Consider the following 15,745-nt stretch of genomic DNA (forward strand, 5'->3'; position numbering starts at 1 on the left):
CTGGCTAAAAATATCCCGGGGGAGTCGCCACAGGCGACGGGGGCAGAGCCCCCGCCCCCAACGTCAGCCGTCTGAAACTCCGGCCTCGGCAAAGGTGGCCATACCCGAATGACAGGCAACGGCACTTTTCAGAATGTTGATCGCCAACGCCCCGCCAGAACCTTCGCCCAGCCGCAGCCCAAGGCTCAGTAACGGCTCTTTGCCCAGCTTGTCCAACATGGCTGCATGCGCACCCTCAGCGCTTTGGTGGCCTGCAACGGTGTGGTCCAGCGCCGCATCCGACAGCTGCGCCAGACACGCTGCCGCTGCGGTGCAAATAAACCCGTCCAGAATGACCGGAATGCGCAGAACGCGCGCGGCGGCGATTGCCCCCGCCATGGCGGCAATCTCGCGCCCTCCCAGACAGCGCAGAACCTCCAGGCCATCTTTGCGCCCATGCAGGGCAACGCCATCGGCCACAACGCGGGTCTTGTTGACCAGCCCTGCATCATCCACCCCGGTGCCACGCCCGGTCCAGTCGGCGGCGTCCCCGCCAAACAACGCGCAGGCGATGGCGGCGGCGGGTGTAGTGTTGCCGATCCCCATCTCGCCGACCACCAGCAAATCCGCCTGCGGATCGACCGCCTGCCAGCCGGTGCGCAGGGCACTCAACAGCTCCTCTTCGCTCATCGCGGGGCCTTGGGTGAAATCTCCGGTGGGTCGATCGAGCTCCAGCGCGTGCACATCCATCTTCGCACCCGCAGCCTTGGCCAGCTGGTTGATCGCCGCGCCGCCATGTTCGAAATTCATGACCATCTGCACCGTCACCTCGGGCGGAAAGGCTGACACGCCCTGTGCCGTCACCCCATGGTTGCCCGCGAACACAATGACCTGAGGCGCATTGATCTGAGGCCGCGCATCCCCGCGCCAGCCCGCGTACCAGATCGCCAGATCCTCAAGCCGCCCCAACGCGCCCGGAGGTTTGGTCAATTGGCCATTCCGCTCTTCAGCGCCCTGTATGGCGGATGTATCCGGGCCAGGTGCACCGGTCAGCGCATCGCGGAAACTATTGAGGTCAGTGAGTTCGGGCAGCATGGAAAGCCTCGTTGCATCAGAGTGGTCCTGTGTGTTTAACCATTGCTGGCAAAGCAACAAGACCCTGAAAGGCCTGGGAGTGACCAAAAACGACACCACCCCGTTTTCCCTGTGGGATATCCCGCTGGCTCTGGTCCTGTTGACCCGCCTGCACCTGCCGCGCCTGCCCGAGGACGCCTTTGCCCGCCAGTCGCGTGCGGCGTGGGCCTATCCGCTGGCCGGGCTGGTTGTCGGAGCGCTGGCCTGTGGGGTGGCATGGATTTCGATTTGGGCACAGCTGCCGACCCTCGCCACCGCCACCCTGCTGGTCGCCGTCCTGATCCTCGCGACCGGAGCAATGCATGAAGACGGGCTGGCCGACACCGCCGACGGGCTCTGGGGCGGGTTCAACCCCGAACGCCGACTAGAGATCATGAAAGACAGCCATATCGGCACCTACGGGGTTCTGGCCCTGCTGCTGTCCCAAATGCTGCGCGTGACTGCCATCACGACCCTGATCGGCGCAGGCCTGCTGACCGGAATTCTGGCCGCCTGCCTGTTTTCCCGCGCCCTGATGCCCGTGCTGATGCGCGCCCTGCCGAATGCGCGCCGCTCGGGGCTGAGCCATTCGGTCGGCGCGCCGCCGCTGCTATTGGTGCTGTCGGGGCTTGGACTGGCCGCCCTGCTGTCTCTGCTGCTGTTGGGCGGATCGGCCATCGCCCCAATGCTGTGCGCCTTGCTGGGGGCTGCGATCGTCGCCCGGCTTGCCAGGGTCAAGATCGGAGGTCAGACCGGGGATACTCTGGGGGCCACACAACAGGTCTCGGAAATTGCCTTCCTTCTGGCGCTGACCGCATCGCTCTAGGCCGCGCCGCCGGTCTCGATCCGAAGCGTTTCACCGCAATGCTTGCAATGCACCGCGTCGGGATCGTGGCGGAACAAGCCACAGCTTGGGCATTTGTAGCGCACCTTCTGCGGCATGAAGATCGCCTGCGCCAGCCGCACGAACAGCGCCACGCCGACCACCATGATAAAAACGGAAAAAAGCTTACCCGCAGGTGTGGTTAGCGTAATGTCCCCGAACCCCGTCGTCGTCAGCGTTGCCATGGTGAAGTACAGCGCGTCGATATAGGGGGTCTGCGCATCCTCGGGCACAAAGAACACCAGCACGGCGGTTGAGGTAGCGAAGACGAAGACCAGCAGGTTGATCGCTGCAATCACCGCATCCTCATGTGTACGAAAGAAGGGGCTGTCGCGGCGCAGATCGCGCAGCAGGTGATAGGAATGGATCAGACGCAGCGCCCGCAAAATCCGCAGAAAGGCCAGATTTCCAGTCAGAAACGGATCAAGGATCAGCGACACAATCACCACGATATCGGCCAGCGTATAAATCTGCCGCAGCAGCTTCCAGCGATCCTTGGAAATCCACATCCGGGCCGAGAAATCCAGCAGGATGATCAACCCCACCCCGATACTCGCCACCGTCAGCCCGGGCCCATGCGGGATGTTTGCGGTGGCGACAAAGAAGATGATCGAGGCGATGTCGAACAGGATCAGGCCATAGCGGAACCAGACCGATACTGGCTCGTGGCTGATATAGAGGAACTTTACAGTTTGCTTCATCGTGGCCCCGTATCCTCCTGCGGTAGCAGGAAAATACCCGACAAGCACCGCCGGACCAAGCAGTCGACCACGAAAAAGGCCGCCCCGGATACCGGAACGACCCTTACCATTGCGTAATCGCGATCAGGCAGCGCGTGAGGTCAGGACTTCGTCCACCTGTTTGGCTGCCGAAATCTCATCCGCGCCGGACACGGCGGCCACTTCGCGGGTCAGACGCTCAAGCGCGGCCTCATAAAGCTGACGCTCGGAATAGCTCTGTTCGCGCTGGTCATCGGTGCGGTGCAGGTCACGGACCACTTCGGCAATCGAAATCAGATCGCCCGAGTTGATTTTCTGTTCATATTCCTGCGCCCGGCGCGACCACATGGCACGCTTGACCTTCGCCTTGCCCTTCAGCGTTTTCATGGCCTGAGAAATGACATCCGGCGAACTGAGCGAACGCAGACCGGATTCGGTCACCTTGTTGGTCGGCACGCGCAGGGTCATCTTGTCCTTCTCAAAGGAGATCACAAACAGCTCGAGCGAGAACCCCGCGACGTCCTGTTCCTCGATCGAGATGATCTGCCCCACGCCATGGGCGGGATAGACGACATAATCGTTCGGGCGGAACTCAAGCTTTTTGGACTTCGACATTCAGATACATCCTTCGTTGCGAGACCGGGACATGAGACGACAAAAACACCCCAGCCGAGGCCACAAACGGCCCCGTCAGGCGGCTTTTTTGTCATAAAATCAGAACTCCAAAGCGAGCATACTTACGGAGCACATCCCAATCACAGTCATCATTCGGGATTGAGTATATCACAAAATTGCGACACTCAAAAGGCCGACCTGCATTCAAGCCGGTAAAGTATTTTTATTTCAGAGCCTTACCGCGTGGATCAATTGTCATTTCGACGATTTTGACCGCCGAATCGCTCAACCACCCTCGCCCGGCGCTTCCGAGAAATACTTCTCCATCTTGCCTTCTTCGCCGTCGCGTTCTTCAGCCTCGGGCAAGGGATCTTTCTTGGTCACGATCACAGGCCATTGTTCTGAGAATTTGCGATTGAATTCAACCCATTGTTCCATACCCGGTTCAGTATCCGGGCGAATGGCGTCGGCGGGACATTCGGGTTCGCAGACGCCGCAGTCGATGCATTCGTCGGGGTGAATGACCAGGGCGTTTTCACCTTCATAAAAACAATCCACCGGGCAAACCTCGACGCAGTCGGTGTATTTGCAGGCAATGCAGTTTTCGGTGACAACATAGGTCATTTTGGATTTCCCGTTTGCGCTTTGGCGATTAGCTAATTCAGTCTGCGCGCCTCTTCAAGAGAAGATCACCCCTTTGGGGTGCGAGAAAGGTCAAGTGCACGCCGTTCTTTCTTGGTTGGACGACCTTTTCCCTCAAATCCCGGATTTTTGGGCGGTGCGTCCCGTTTTTCGGTCATATCAAAGTACAGAGCCTGCGCCTCTGGTGCCGGGCCGCGCCGCTCACCCAGGGCTTCGATCCGGACGACGCGGACGATCCGGCCCTGCGGAAAGGTCAGAACGTCCCCGGGGGCCACGGCTTGCGCCGGTTTCAGCACCCGGTTCCCGTTCAGCCTGACATGGCCGCCGCTGACCTGTTTGGCGGCCAGGCTGCGGGTCTTGAAGAACCGCGCCTGCCACAACCATTTGTCAATCCGCAGCTTGGCCTCGGCCATCGGCTTTTAGTTGCCGTCCTTCAGACCCATCAGCGCGGCGGCAAACGGGTTGTCGGGATCGATGGCCTTTTCCTTCTTCGGAGGCCGCGACGTGAAGGATTTGGCACCCTGAGGTTTGCCGCCCTTCTTACCCTGCGGCTTGCCCTGGGGTTTCCCGCGCGGCTTGCCCTTGCCCTGCCCCTGCTCGCGGCGCGGGCCACGGTTTTGCTGGCGCTGGCGGCCCCATGTGAAGGTATAGAACACCTCGACCTCGGGTTCATCCGACGCAGGTTCTGCGACCGGAGCCTCGGCTGCCGCCTCGGTGCTGTCGGTGGCCTCGGCTGACGCCTCGGCGGGTGCACTCACCTCATCGGTCGCAACCGCGTCTGCCGGGGTTTCTTCGACGGCAGGTTGCTCGGGTGCTTCTGCGGCAGGCTGTTCGACCGGTGCGGCCTTGACCTTTTCGCGCTCACCGCGCTCGGCCTTATAGCCCAGCCCCTGCATCAAGTCAGCGAACTGTTCCAACGTCATACCAGTGATCGAGAGCATGTCGGCCTTCGCCTCGAACCCGCCCCGGCTGTCTTCGGCGCGCAACATGTCGGCCAGACGTTCCAGCATGTCGATGCGGATCGAGCGCTCGCCCGCATCACGATAACCGCACATGGTGTCATAGCCCTGCGGCACATCCTTGGCGACGGGCACTGTGACCAGACCCGGAGGCGGCGCTTCGGGGAATTCCTGCAACCCGCTGGACAGCGCCCACAGCACCAGTCGCAGGCGCGTTGGCGCGGGTTTCAGCAGCAGCGGCATGAAGATGGTGAACTGACCAAAACGAATGCCGTGCTTGCGCAGCGCGCCGCGCGCATCCTGATCCAGATCCTTGACCTCTTGCGCGACCTGCGCGCGGGGCAGCACGCCCAGCGCCTCGACCATGCGGAAGGCAAAGCCTTTTGCCAGACCGGTCAGTTCTTCGTCGCGCGACAGGTTCAGCAGGGGTTCGAACAGAGCTGCAACCTTGCGGTCGATGAAATGCTGCAAGCGGCGCTGAACCTTCTGTTCAACATCCGGGCCTGCGGCCTCGTCCACGAACACCTCGACAACCGGTTTCAGAGGCTCAGCCCCCGCAACCAGCTTGCCAACGGCATATTCGCCCCACATCAGGCCGCCCTGATCGGTGAAATCAATTTCGGTATCGGGCGCATTGTAGAAACGGTCGGCACGCAGATGGAATTGCGGTGCGAGTGCTTGCAAAGACGCGGATTTCAAGGCTTTCGCCTCGGTCCCCTGCGCGGCTTTGTCCGGAATGAACCGGAACCCTTCCAGACGACCGACGAATTCGCCTTCGACGGTCACTTCACCCTTGTCATTTACTTCGGCCAAAAGGGCCTCCTTCTGTTTGAGCCGGCGCAGCAACACGGATGTGCGCCGGTCCACAAATCGTTGGGTCAAACGGTCATGCAGAGCGTCCGACAGCCTGTCTTCTACAGTGCGCGTTTCCGCGCGCCAATGGGATTCGTCACGCACCCAGCCATTTCGCTGCGCAACATATGTCCAGGTGCGAATATATGCCAACCTTTTGGAGAGCGCATCAATATCTCCGTCTGATCGGTCGATCCGGCGGATTTGCCGCGTCATGAAGTCGTCGGGGATGGACCCGCGTTCGTGTAGGTGGCCATAGATCACCTCAAGCAAGCTGGCGTGTTCAGCGTGGCTGATGCCTCGGAAATCGGGGATTCGGCACACATCCCACAGCAACCGGACCGATTGCGGGTCGCTCGCGCGGGCCATCACCTCGGTCACTTGCGAGAGCGATTTCAACACGTTCAGGTCGTCGGCAGGTCGCGCCTTGAGCAGATGTTCGCTATCGGGGCTGACCTCAAGCGATGTAATCAGCGCCTCGATCGAGCCAAATCGCAAAGCGGCATTCCGCCAGTTCAGCTTTTTCATCGGCGTAAAGCGGCTGTCCATGATCGCCTGAGCCACGCCTTCGTCCAGCGGAGGGGCCTCTCCGGTCACACCAAAAGTGCCATCGGACATACCACGCCCGGCGCGCCCGGCGATCTGAGCCAATTCGTTAGGAGCCAAGGGCCGCATCCGCCGACCGTCGAATTTGGTCAGGGACGAGAACGCCACGTGGTTCACATCCAGATTGAGCCCCATGCCAATGGCGTCGGTGGCGACCAGATAGTCGACCTCGCCATTCTGATACAAATCCACCTGCGCGTTCCGGGTCCTGGGGCTGAGCGCACCCATGACCACCGCCGCCCCGCCCTTTTGGCGACGTAGAAGTTCGGCAATGGCGTAAACGTTATCGACCGAGAATCCGACGATCGCACTGCGCGCGGGCATCCGGCTGATCTTCCTGGAGCCCGAATAGACCAGCTGCGACATACGCTCACGCCGGACGAACTGCGCCTCTGGCACCAGCGCCGCAATAGTACCGCGCATGGTGTCGGACCCGAGAAACAGCGTCTCATGCGTACCGCGGGCGCGCAGCAGCCGGTCAGTAAAGACATGGCCGCGTTCGGGGTCGGCGCACAGCTGGATTTCATCAATGGCGACGAAATCGGCCCCCATGCCTTCGGGCATCGCCTCGACCGTGCAGACCCAGTATTGCGTGCGCGGCGGCACGATGCGTTCTTCGCCCGTTACCAGCGCCACGACGGACGGTCCGCGAATGGCAACGATCTTGTCATAGACCTCACGCGCCAGCAGTCGCAGCGGCAGACCGATGACGCCGGTCCGATAGCCCAGCATACGTTCGATTGCGTAATGGGTTTTGCCTGTGTTGGTCGGGCCAAGTACGGCCACTACCCGGGATGACCCGCTCACCTTTGCCCCCTGATCCGGAACCTAAAGGGCCTTGCCTTCAACCCGAGGCTTCAGCCGATTCACGGCATTGGTTACTTCTTCGTGATGGGGATGTATAGCCAACGCGCGCGAATAGGCATCAAGCGCCTGTTCCGGCTTGTCCACGATCTCGAAGATCAGGCCGAGACCATAGATCGCCTCGTAGTGGTTGGGGTTGAGTGTCAAAGTGTGCTCGAGATCCGCCGCCGCCATGCCGAAACGATCAATGCTGAAGAAGGCAGAGGCGCGCACGTGCCAGCCCTCGGCGAAGCCCGGGGCGTGATCGGTCAGCGCGGTCAGGTGATCAATCGCAGCCTCGACATCGCCATCGTCCAAAGCCTCGCGGCCGCGTTCCAGCAGCAGGTCGGCCGAGGCCGAGCCCGACTGCGACCACAACGCCTGCAACTGGCGGTCCAGACTAACCGCCTGCTCGGGCGTGGACTGCGCCAGTTGCTGCAACAGCGCGGCCTCGTCCCGCAAATCCGCCTGTTGCGCGGTGCCGGTGGTGGAAAACATGACTATCGCAGCAAGTGCCGCAACGGTACCTTTGAGATTGGTGATTGCAATGCCCATAACAATGGTCAGTGTAGCGTAGCGACCGGGGATGTCCATTCACGGCGCACTAACAAAATGAGGAAGACCATGAGCGACACATTGGAAAAAGCCGCAGCGGCATTGAATGAGAAACTGTCGGGCGGTGATTTCGACGCGTCAGCCAAATTTGCTATCGCCGATCTGGGCGCTATCGTTCTGGATGCAAGCGGCGCGCGCGTCAGCGATGACGACGCCGATGTGACGCTCAGCGCCGATGCCGATACGTTCGAGCAAATCCTCAGCGGCGACCTGAACCCCACCGGGGCTTTCATGTCCGGCAAGCTGAGCGTGGATGGAGATATGGGTGTCGCCATGAAACTTGCCGCGGTACTGGCCTGATGGAATACTCGCCGGCCCCCCTGTTCGAAGACGTGGCCGGCGGCCCTGCCGGTGGAACGGCGCATTGGCTGACCACCGAAGACGGCAAACGCATCCGCGTTGGGCATTGGCGCCCCGACGGCGATGCGCGGGGCACAGTGATGCTGTTCCCCGGCCGCACGGAATATATCGAGAAATACGGCAACGCAGCGGGTGAGTTCGTCAGCCGCGGCTTTGCCAGCCTGTCTGTCGACTGGCGCGGACAGGGTCTTGCGGACCGTTTGCTGCCGGACCCGCGCATTGGCCACGTCGAGAAATTTACCGATTTTCAGCATGATGTACGTGCCACTCTGGCGTTGGCCGGGGAGTTGAATTTGCCCAAACCATGGTACGTGATCGGCCATTCCATGGGTGGGGCCATCGGTATGCGCGCCGTGCTGGAAGGGGCAGATTTTGCCGCCTGCGCCTTTACCGGGCCGATGTGGGGCATTTTCTTTACGCCGATCATGAAACCGCTCAGCCAGTTGACCGCCTATTGGGGGCCGCGTCTGGGGCTTGGCGAAAAAACACCGCCGACAACATCACTGGAAAGCTATGTCGTCTCGCAGCCCTTTGAAGGGAATGTCCTGACCCGCGACCCAGCGATGTACCAGATGATGCGGGACCAGTTGGCCGCACATCCCGAACTGGCCCTTGGCGCGCCTTCAACAATCTGGCTGCGCGAGGCACTGGACGAATGCGCCTGGTTGATGGAGCAGACCGCGCCCGACATCCCGGCCCTGACCTTCCTTGGCAGCCACGAACAGATCGTGGACCGCAAGGCCATCCGCGCCCGCATGGCAAACTGGCCCAGCGGGACGTTGGTCGAAATCCCGAACGGCGAACACGAAGTGTTGATGGAAGCCCCCGAGGTGCGCGGCCCTGTCTTTGATCAACTGGCCACCCATTTCTCGGCGGCCAAGGCCGACCCCAAGCCCGAGCCTTGCGTGTAAGGCCCGCCCGGACAGGCTGCTTGTGATCCGCGCGCGTCAGGCCTAAATGTTTGCCAACGCAGTTTATTCGAGGTGATCCATGCGCGACCTTCCCTTCCCCGTTCGTGACGCAAATGCAGGCGGTGGCGCCGATGATCTGGGCAACCTGCCGGAATGGGATCTGACGGATCTCTATGCCTCGGAAGACGCGCCGGAGCTGTCCCGCGATCTGGACTGGCTTGAGGGCGAATGCGCCTCTTTCGCCGCGGATTACGAGGGCAAGCTGGCCGAACTGGATGCCGCTGGCCTGCTGACCTGCGTGCTGCGCAACGAGAAGATCAACGCCATCGCCGGGCGGATCATGTCCTTTGCCGGGCTGCGCTACTACCAGCTGACCACCGACGCGGACCGCGCCAAGTTCCTGTCGGACATGCAGGAAAAGATCACCGTCTTCACCACCCCGCTGGTGTTCTTTACGCTGGAAATCAACCGCTTGGACGATGATGCGTTGAAGGCACATTTCGACGCCAACGCCGATCTGGCGCGCTACGAACCCGTCTTCCGCCGCATCCGCGCAATGAAGCCCTATCAACTGTCGGACGAGTTGGAAAAGTTCCTGCATGACCTCGGCGTTGTCGGCGATGCGTGGGAGCGTCTGTTCGACGAGACCATCGCAGGCCTGACTTTCACCGTCGATGGCGAAGAACTCAACATCGAAGGCACACTGAACCTGCTGACCGAGCAGGACCGCACCAAACGCGAGGCTGCCGCGCGCGAACTGGCAAGTGTTTTCCAAAGCAACATCAAGACCTTCGCGCGTGTTCACAACACGCAAGCCAAGGAAAAAGAGATCGTCGACCGCTGGCGCAACATGCCGACCGCGCAGACCGGTCGCCACCTGTCGAACGATGTCGAACCCGAGGTGGTCGAGGCGCTGCGCGAGGCGGTCGTGGCCGCCTACCCCAAACTCAGCCACCGTTACTACGAGCTGAAACGCAAATGGCTGGGTCTGGACGTGATGCAGGTCTGGGACCGCAACGCGCCGCTGCCGATGGAAGACACGCGTATTGTCGGGTGGGACGAGGCCGAGAAGACGGTGATGGACGCCTATAACGCCTTTGATCCGCGTATGGGCGAGATTGCTTCTCCGTTCTTCTCGAAAGGCTGGATTGATGCGGCGGTGAAGCCCGGCAAAGCCCCGGGTGCGTTCGCCCACCCCACCGTCACCGAGGTGCACCCTTATGTGATGCTCAACTATCTGGGCAAACCGCGCGATGTGATGACGTTGGCGCATGAGTTGGGTCACGGCGTGCATCAGGTGCTGGCCGCCGATCAGGGTGAGATGCTGTCCTCAACCCCGTTGACGCTGGCCGAAACCGCGTCGGTCTTCGGTGAAATGCTGACCTTCCGCAAGATGCTGGATCAGGCCGAAACACCGGAACAGCGCAAGGTCCTGCTGGCGGGCAAGGTCGAGGATATGATCAACACGGTCGTCCGCCAGATCGCGTTTTATGATTTCGAATGCAAGCTACACGCCGCCCGCCGCGAAGGCGAGCTAACCCCCGATGACATCAACGCCCTGTGGATGAGCGTTCAGGCCGAAAGCCTTGGGCCCGCATTTGAGTTCATGGAGGGGTATGAGACCTTCTGGGCCTATATCCCGCACTTCGTCCACTCACCCTTCTACGTCTACGCCTATGCCTTCGGCGATGGTCTCGTAAACGCGCTCTATTCGGTTTACGAAAGCGGCGCGGAAGGGTTCGAGGACAAGTATTTCGAGATGCTGCGCGCCGGTGGGTCCAAGCACCACAAGGAATTGCTGGCCCCGTTCGGGTTGGACGCCAGCGACCCCGCTTTCTGGGACAAGGGCCTGTCGATGATCTCGGGCTTCATTGATGAACTGGAAGCGATGGAAAGCTAAGGCGCGCATACGCTCTGGCAATGAAAGAACGGGCCGGTGATCCAGCCCGTTTGTGTTTTGAGCTTTGTTAACCGTCTGACACGACCTCACCCGACGGACGTGGCGTGGTGGCCGTTTCTGCAGGCAGGATCGGATATGTGACCTCGGGCACGGTGCCTGTCAGGCTTTCCAGGAAAGCGACCAGTTCCGTGACACTTTGCGCGTCCAATTCCTCACCCAGCTGGGATTCGGCCATGATCTCAACGGCGACGGACAAATCCCACACCTTGCCGGAATGGAAATAGGGCGCAGTCACCGCGATGTTTCGCAGCGGAGAAGCGCGGAACACATATTCATCGTCCACCGTTTCGGTCACTGCAAACCGACCCTTGTCACCCGCTGGCAGGATATCAGCGCCGGGTTTCTCGATCAGGCCGAACGGGTAATATCCGCTGCCCCCAAGATTGATCCCCGAATGACAGGAAGAGCAGCCAAGATCCATGAACTTCTCAAGCCCTGCAAGCTGCTGTTGGGTCATAGCACCATCGTCGCCGTTCAACCAAGCATCGAATGGCGCGGGCGTGATCAGCGTCGCCTCATAAGCCTCGATTGCTTTTGCGAAATTGTCGAATGTCACCGGCTCTGCCTCATCTTCAAAGGCTGCGCCGAACCAATCAACATATTGGGGCATGGAATTCAGCGTCGCCAGCACATTTTGCGGGGTGTTGGCCATTTCAACACCTGCCTGAACCGGTCCCTTGGCCTGTTCGGCAAGGTCTGCAGCGCGGCCATCCCAGAATTGCGCCTCATTAAAGACCGAGTTCAGAACCGTGGGCGCGTTCCGTGGCCCCCGCTGCCAGCCATGGCCAATCGAGGTTTCAAGGTTGTCATCCCCGCCGGTTGCCAGATTGTGGCACGAGTTACAGGAAAACACGCCCGAGGCCGACATACGCGGATCGAAGAACAACGCTTTGCCCAGGTCGATCTTTTCTTCTGTAATGGGATTGTCCTTGACCGAAGGAACGGTCGAAGGAAGCGGTTTGAAAATCTCAAGCGCATCTTCCCGCAAGCTCTGTGCCCCAGCGATCTGAGCGACCGAGACAAGAAGTGCACTCGTCAGTGTCAGTGTTCTGAACATTTTTTTCTCCTAAAACGCTCGCGCGCCCTGCTGGTTTACGGAGGAAAAAAGATCGAGAAACTGACTTAGATCAATTCTAAATTAGAATCATTATAAATATTGAAAATGTGATGTGTTTGTTACCTTGATTGAACGACCAATGGCCCTTTTTTGCCTTGAAAGGTATGCAGCATCTTTCTTCAACTGACTGTTTTTCAATCCGTGCCGGTTCACATACGAACAGGCTTTTGCATCTAAATGGCGCGCCTAGATCAAGATCAAACACGTCCTTCCTAACACCAAAAAACTGTTGGCTTAGACGAGATTGCAGACTTGTGCGCAATATGCATTTCGGGTCAACCGCTGAGTACTCGAATACCTGCACCTCGGAGAGGTTCAGCCCGTTTTGTTAACAGACGTAATGAAGATCGCCGCGACGATAAGCGTCGCCCCCACGATCGCAAGCGGTGTGATGGCGGCCCCCAGGAACACTGCGGAGTTGACAAAGGTGAACACGACCGAGGCGGCGAACAACAGCGTCGCCGTCAATGTCGATACCCGCGCCGCAGCCTCGTACCAAAGGTAATAGGCCAACGCAGTGGGCAGAACACCCAGCAGGATCAGGAAGAAGATATCGTTAGCTGAAGGCACCTGCATCGAAAAGACCGCCAGCGGCACCAGCAGCGCACCCGAGCACAGGAATATTCCGAACAGGAAATTCAGCCGCTCAGCGGTGGTTTCCGATGCCTGCATCGCGCGGCTGCTTGCGATCAGGAACACCGCCCAGCTCAGCCCCGCGCCGATCTCCATAAGGTCGCCCAACAGGGGTTCGCCGCCGCCCTGAAAATCGCGATAGACGGTCAGGAACACGCCAAGGATCGCCAGCGCGGTGGCCAGCACATCCCTGCGCCTTATGGTGGTATCCGCGAAGAAATACAGGAAAATCAACACAAAGAAGGGCGCCGTGTTTTCCAGCACCATGGCATTGGCGGCCCCCGTATGCTCCAATCCAATATGGAACAGGATGTAGTTCACAACAGTCGACAGGACCGCCAGCCGGAAATTCCAGTCCCTGAACCGGACGGAAACCTGCGCCCCCTTCAGCCGCAGCATGACATAGATCGCAAGGGCTGCGATAAACAACCGCGACACGGCGATCTGCAACCCGCCGAGATCGCTGGTCAGGTAACGCACGATGACGCTGTGCGTGCCCCACAGAAACGCGGCGAGGAAGCCCAGCAGCAGGCCGTTTTGCAGCAAAGAAGATTTCTGCGACCGGGACTGCAACGGGAACCTCGCGCTATTTCAGCTGACTGTCTTTCGACCCACGCCGGTTAATCCCCGAACGTGCTTTGTAGGCTCCGTCCCGCTCTTGTTGGCACTCCAGACACAGCTTGACCCCCGGCAGCGCAAGACGGCGCTTTTCGGGAATGGGTTCCTCGCATTCGGCGCAATGGGTCCGGCTTTCGCCAACCGGTCGCTTCTGCGCCTGCATCCGTGCCAGTTCGTCCGAAATCGACGCTTCGATCTGTTCGCTTACCGCGCCATCGCGCGCCCATCCGCCCGCCATTGCACCCTCCTGCTTCAGTCGAAACAGAATAGTCGAGGCGTCCAGCCATTGACAAGTTAGAGCGTCACGGCGTTGTCAAAGACCTGATCGATCACCTCTTGCGTCCCTCGCGCGAATTCCAGAGGACAGGGGTATTCAGAGCCCTCTCGCACGCTTCGGCCAAAGGCTTCAACCTGCAGCTTATAATGGTCATCGCCGGGAAAGCGCGTTACCTGCACCTCCAGCCCGGGGCGATGCAGCTCAACACGCGCCTCACCGAAAAGCCGAGCGTTAAACGGTGCGGTGAGGCGTATCACACCGCCCTCACCATGAAACTCCATCTCCTGATGCGGATGCATGCGGGTTGAGACATAGCTGGAATAGGTAAAGCCGGGAAACCGTGCGCGGATTTCAGTGAACACATCCACCTCATTCTCCCACCGGATCTGGCCACTGACCACCGTCGGCTCCTGACCCGTTGCATATCGCGCGCTGCCGATCACATAGACGCCGATATCACGCAAGCCGCCGCCGCCGGTTTCGGGCCGATTGCGGATGTTGTCCGTATCGGCCCGGTTGTCATAGCTGAACGCACCTGTCACATGCACCAACTTGCCAATGGCTCCGTCCGCAATCAGTTTACGGGCCAGTTGCCATTGCGGATGATGAACAATCATATAAGCCTCGGCCGCGAGCAGGCCGGTTTGATCCCGTTTTGTAATAAGCGCGTCGAACTCGGAGGCATGCATTGTCATGGGCTTTTCGCACAGAACGTGTTTGCCCGCGTCCATCGCCTTCAGACTCCATTCGACGTGCAGGTGGTTCGGCAGAGGGATATAAACCGCATCTATCTGAGGGTCGGCCAGCAGGTCGTCATAGGTTGGATACAGGTTGATATCGGGACAAAACTGCTGAAAGGGCTGCGCTTTGGCGGGATCAGAGGTCGCCAGCCCTGCAAGGCGCGCACCATCCGCCGCATGGATCGCAGGCCCCATCTGTTGGCGCGCAAATTTAGAACCCCCCAGAATGCCCCACTGTACCGGTTCATTCATACTGCATTCCTCCCCTGAAAGTTAGCGCTATCGGCTGTGTAGCAGCACTCGGCGACCCTGTCATCTGCGCGCACAAGAAAACCGGCCTGACAGCATCAGACCGGTTTTCATTTCAATACAGCGACTGGATCAGGCCGTGCCCAGCATGCCCTTTTCACGCGCAAGCTCTCGCATCTTTTTCTGCAGCTTCTCAAACGCGCGCACTTCGATCTGACGGATGCGCTCGCGGCTGACATTGTACTGCGTGCTCAGCTCCTCAAGCGTTACGGGCTGATCCATCAATCGACGCTGAGTCAGGATATCCTTTTCACGATCATTCAGCACATCCAGCGCAGCAGCCAGCAACTCGCGCCGGGCCTCAAGCTCGTCCCGCGCCTCGTAATCGCCCGCCTGGTCGGCGTCTTCATCCTCCAGCCAGTCCTGCCATTGCATCGTGCCTTCGCCCTCGGACCCCACGGTCGCGTTCAGCGAGGCATCACCACCGGACATCCGGCGGTTCATGCTGATGACTTCCTCTTCGGACACGCCAAGGTCTTCGGCAATCTTGGCCACGTTTTCCGGGCGTAGATCGCCCTCTTCCAACGCACCGATACGCGCCTTGGCCTTACGCAGGTTGAAGAACAGCTTTTTCTGCGCCGAGGTTGTGCCCAGTTTCACCATCGACCACGACCGCAGGACGTATTCCTGGATCGAGGCGCGAATCCACCACATCGCATAGGTCGCCAGACGGAACCCTTTCTCGGGGTCGAATTTCTTGACCGCCTGCATCAGGCCCACATTGGCCTCGGAAATCACCTCGGCCTGCGGCAGGCCATAGCCGCGATAGCCCATGGCGATTTTCGCTGCCAGACGCAGGTGCGACGTGACCATTTTATGCGCAGCCTCGGTATCCTGTTCCTCGACCCAGCGCTTAGCCAGCATATATTCTTCTTCTGGCTCCAGCAGAGGAAACTTGCGAATCTCCTGCATATAGCGGTTCAGCCCCCCTTCGGGTGACGGTGCCGGAAGATTTGAGTAATTTGCCATTTATTTCCGTCCCTTGGACAAATGT

At 59.8% G+C, this 15,745-nt stretch carries 16 protein-coding genes; 4 read left to right on the forward strand and 12 right to left on the reverse strand.

What is annotated here, in order from left to right; translation table 11 throughout:
• Positions 1-63: 63 nt before the first annotated feature.
• A complete protein-coding gene (gene cobT / locus ACR0KM_RS10670) occupies positions 64-1,074 on the reverse strand; it encodes a nicotinate-nucleotide--dimethylbenzimidazole phosphoribosyltransferase (protein WP_480859661.1) in 1,011 nt (336 codons plus the stop codon).
• Positions 1,075-1,153: 79 nt separating this feature from the next.
• Between cobT and cobS the strand changes: the two genes are divergently transcribed.
• Positions 1,154-1,918, forward strand: coding sequence for an adenosylcobinamide-GDP ribazoletransferase (gene cobS, locus ACR0KM_RS10675; protein WP_480859664.1), 765 nt, complete (start codon positions 1,154-1,156; stop codon positions 1,916-1,918).
• Here the strand turns inward: cobS and ACR0KM_RS10680 are convergent.
• From ACR0KM_RS10680 to ACR0KM_RS10705, 6 genes are all read right to left on the reverse strand, one after another.
• On the reverse strand, positions 1,915-2,676 hold the full coding sequence (locus ACR0KM_RS10680; RefSeq protein ID WP_480859666.1) for an ion channel: 762 nt from the start codon (positions 2,674-2,676) through the stop codon (positions 1,915-1,917). The two genes, cobS and ACR0KM_RS10680, sit on opposite strands and share 4 nt — an antisense overlap.
• 123 nt (positions 2,677-2,799) lie before the next feature.
• Positions 2,800-3,309: a CarD family transcriptional regulator gene (locus ACR0KM_RS10685; protein WP_170572040.1), complete on the reverse strand. Its 510-nt coding sequence runs from the start codon at positions 3,307-3,309 to the stop codon at positions 2,800-2,802.
• A gap of 285 nt (positions 3,310-3,594) precedes the next feature.
• Positions 3,595-3,933: a ferredoxin FdxA gene (gene fdxA, locus ACR0KM_RS10690; protein WP_170503422.1), complete on the reverse strand. Its 339-nt coding sequence runs from the start codon at positions 3,931-3,933 to the stop codon at positions 3,595-3,597.
• 65 nt (positions 3,934-3,998) lie between these two features.
• Complete coding sequence (locus tag ACR0KM_RS10695) at positions 3,999-4,364, reverse strand: RNA-binding S4 domain-containing protein (protein ID WP_480821675.1); 366 nt, start codon at positions 4,362-4,364, stop codon at positions 3,999-4,001.
• A gap of 6 nt (positions 4,365-4,370) precedes the next feature.
• On the reverse strand, positions 4,371-7,175 hold the full coding sequence (locus tag ACR0KM_RS10700; protein ID WP_480859668.1) for a helicase-related protein: 2,805 nt from the start codon (positions 7,173-7,175) through the stop codon (positions 4,371-4,373).
• 21 nt (positions 7,176-7,196) lie between these two features.
• On the reverse strand, positions 7,197-7,805 hold the full coding sequence (locus ACR0KM_RS10705) for a tetratricopeptide repeat protein (RefSeq protein ID WP_480821671.1): 609 nt from the start codon (positions 7,803-7,805) through the stop codon (positions 7,197-7,199).
• Positions 7,806-7,835: 30 nt separating this feature from the next.
• Here ACR0KM_RS10705 and ACR0KM_RS10710 point away from each other — a divergent pair, with 30 nt between their 5' ends.
• The 3 genes from ACR0KM_RS10710 to ACR0KM_RS10720 all read left to right on the forward strand — a co-directional run bounded on the left by ACR0KM_RS10710 (position 7,836) and on the right by ACR0KM_RS10720 (position 10,997).
• The gene (locus ACR0KM_RS10710; RefSeq protein WP_480859669.1) at positions 7,836-8,126 is read left to right on the forward strand and encodes an SCP2 sterol-binding domain-containing protein; all 291 of its coding nucleotides are present in this window, start codon (positions 7,836-7,838) and stop codon (positions 8,124-8,126) included.
• Positions 8,126-9,097 (forward strand): alpha/beta fold hydrolase, encoded by a 972-nt coding sequence (locus ACR0KM_RS10715; protein ID WP_480859671.1) that lies wholly within the window; start codon positions 8,126-8,128, stop codon positions 9,095-9,097. The genes ACR0KM_RS10710 and ACR0KM_RS10715 overlap by 1 nt, the downstream gene beginning before the upstream one ends.
• Positions 9,098-9,176: 79 nt before the next feature.
• Positions 9,177-10,997 carry a M3 family oligoendopeptidase gene (locus tag ACR0KM_RS10720; protein WP_480859674.1) on the forward strand — a complete coding sequence of 607 codons (1,821 nt, stop codon included), beginning with the start codon at positions 9,177-9,179 and terminating at the stop codon, positions 10,995-10,997.
• Between the two features lie 67 nt (positions 10,998-11,064).
• On the opposite strand, the gene ACR0KM_RS10725 is transcribed toward ACR0KM_RS10720, so the two are convergent.
• The 5 genes from ACR0KM_RS10725 to rpoH form a co-directional block, all read right to left on the reverse strand.
• Positions 11,065-12,114, reverse strand: coding sequence for a cytochrome-c peroxidase (locus ACR0KM_RS10725; protein ID WP_480859675.1), 1,050 nt, complete (start codon positions 12,112-12,114; stop codon positions 11,065-11,067).
• A 375-nt stretch (positions 12,115-12,489) separates the two neighbouring features.
• Positions 12,490-13,353: a DMT family transporter gene (locus ACR0KM_RS10730; protein WP_480859677.1), complete on the reverse strand. Its 864-nt coding sequence runs from the start codon at positions 13,351-13,353 to the stop codon at positions 12,490-12,492.
• Positions 13,354-13,393: 40 nt separating this feature from the next.
• Complete coding sequence (locus ACR0KM_RS10735) at positions 13,394-13,663, reverse strand: DksA/TraR family C4-type zinc finger protein (RefSeq protein ID WP_480859680.1); 270 nt, start codon at positions 13,661-13,663, stop codon at positions 13,394-13,396.
• Between the two features lie 56 nt (positions 13,664-13,719).
• Positions 13,720-14,694, reverse strand: coding sequence for a Gfo/Idh/MocA family protein (locus ACR0KM_RS10740; protein WP_480859682.1), 975 nt, complete (start codon positions 14,692-14,694; stop codon positions 13,720-13,722).
• A gap of 129 nt (positions 14,695-14,823) precedes the next feature.
• Positions 14,824-15,720, reverse strand: a complete 897-nt coding sequence (gene rpoH, locus ACR0KM_RS10745; protein WP_480859684.1) for an RNA polymerase sigma factor RpoH — start codon at positions 15,718-15,720, stop codon at positions 14,824-14,826.
• Positions 15,721-15,745: the final 25 nt, after the last annotated feature.

This window comes from Ruegeria sp. G10 (assembly GCF_056533645.1).

Excerpts from the sequence above, each read along its gene's own strand:
- ACR0KM_RS10710 (WP_480859669.1), top strand. The coding sequence starts at position 7,836 with ATGAGCGACACATTGGAAAAAGCCGCAGCGGCATTGAATGAGAAACTG.
- ACR0KM_RS10725 (WP_480859675.1), bottom strand. The coding sequence starts at position 12,114 with ATGTTCAGAACACTGACACTGACGAGTGCACTTCTTGTCTCGGTCGCT.
- ACR0KM_RS10720 (WP_480859674.1), top strand. The coding sequence starts at position 9,177 with ATGCGCGACCTTCCCTTCCCCGTTCGTGACGCAAATGCAGGCGGTGGC.
- ACR0KM_RS10735 (WP_480859680.1), bottom strand. The coding sequence starts at position 13,663 with ATGGCGGGCGGATGGGCGCGCGATGGCGCGGTAAGCGAACAGATCGAA.
- ACR0KM_RS10695 (WP_480821675.1), bottom strand. The coding sequence starts at position 4,364 with ATGGCCGAGGCCAAGCTGCGGATTGACAAATGGTTGTGGCAGGCGCGG.
- cobT (WP_480859661.1), bottom strand. The coding sequence starts at position 1,074 with ATGCTGCCCGAACTCACTGACCTCAATAGTTTCCGCGATGCGCTGACC.
- ACR0KM_RS10680 (WP_480859666.1), bottom strand. The coding sequence starts at position 2,676 with ATGAAGCAAACTGTAAAGTTCCTCTATATCAGCCACGAGCCAGTATCG.
- rpoH (WP_480859684.1), bottom strand. The coding sequence starts at position 15,720 with ATGGCAAATTACTCAAATCTTCCGGCACCGTCACCCGAAGGGGGGCTG.
- ACR0KM_RS10705 (WP_480821671.1), bottom strand. The coding sequence starts at position 7,805 with ATGGACATCCCCGGTCGCTACGCTACACTGACCATTGTTATGGGCATT.
- fdxA (WP_170503422.1), bottom strand. The coding sequence starts at position 3,933 with ATGACCTATGTTGTCACCGAAAACTGCATTGCCTGCAAATACACCGAC.
- ACR0KM_RS10715 (WP_480859671.1), top strand. The coding sequence starts at position 8,126 with ATGGAATACTCGCCGGCCCCCCTGTTCGAAGACGTGGCCGGCGGCCCT.
- ACR0KM_RS10740 (WP_480859682.1), bottom strand. The coding sequence starts at position 14,694 with ATGAATGAACCGGTACAGTGGGGCATTCTGGGGGGTTCTAAATTTGCG.
- ACR0KM_RS10685 (WP_170572040.1), bottom strand. The coding sequence starts at position 3,309 with ATGTCGAAGTCCAAAAAGCTTGAGTTCCGCCCGAACGATTATGTCGTC.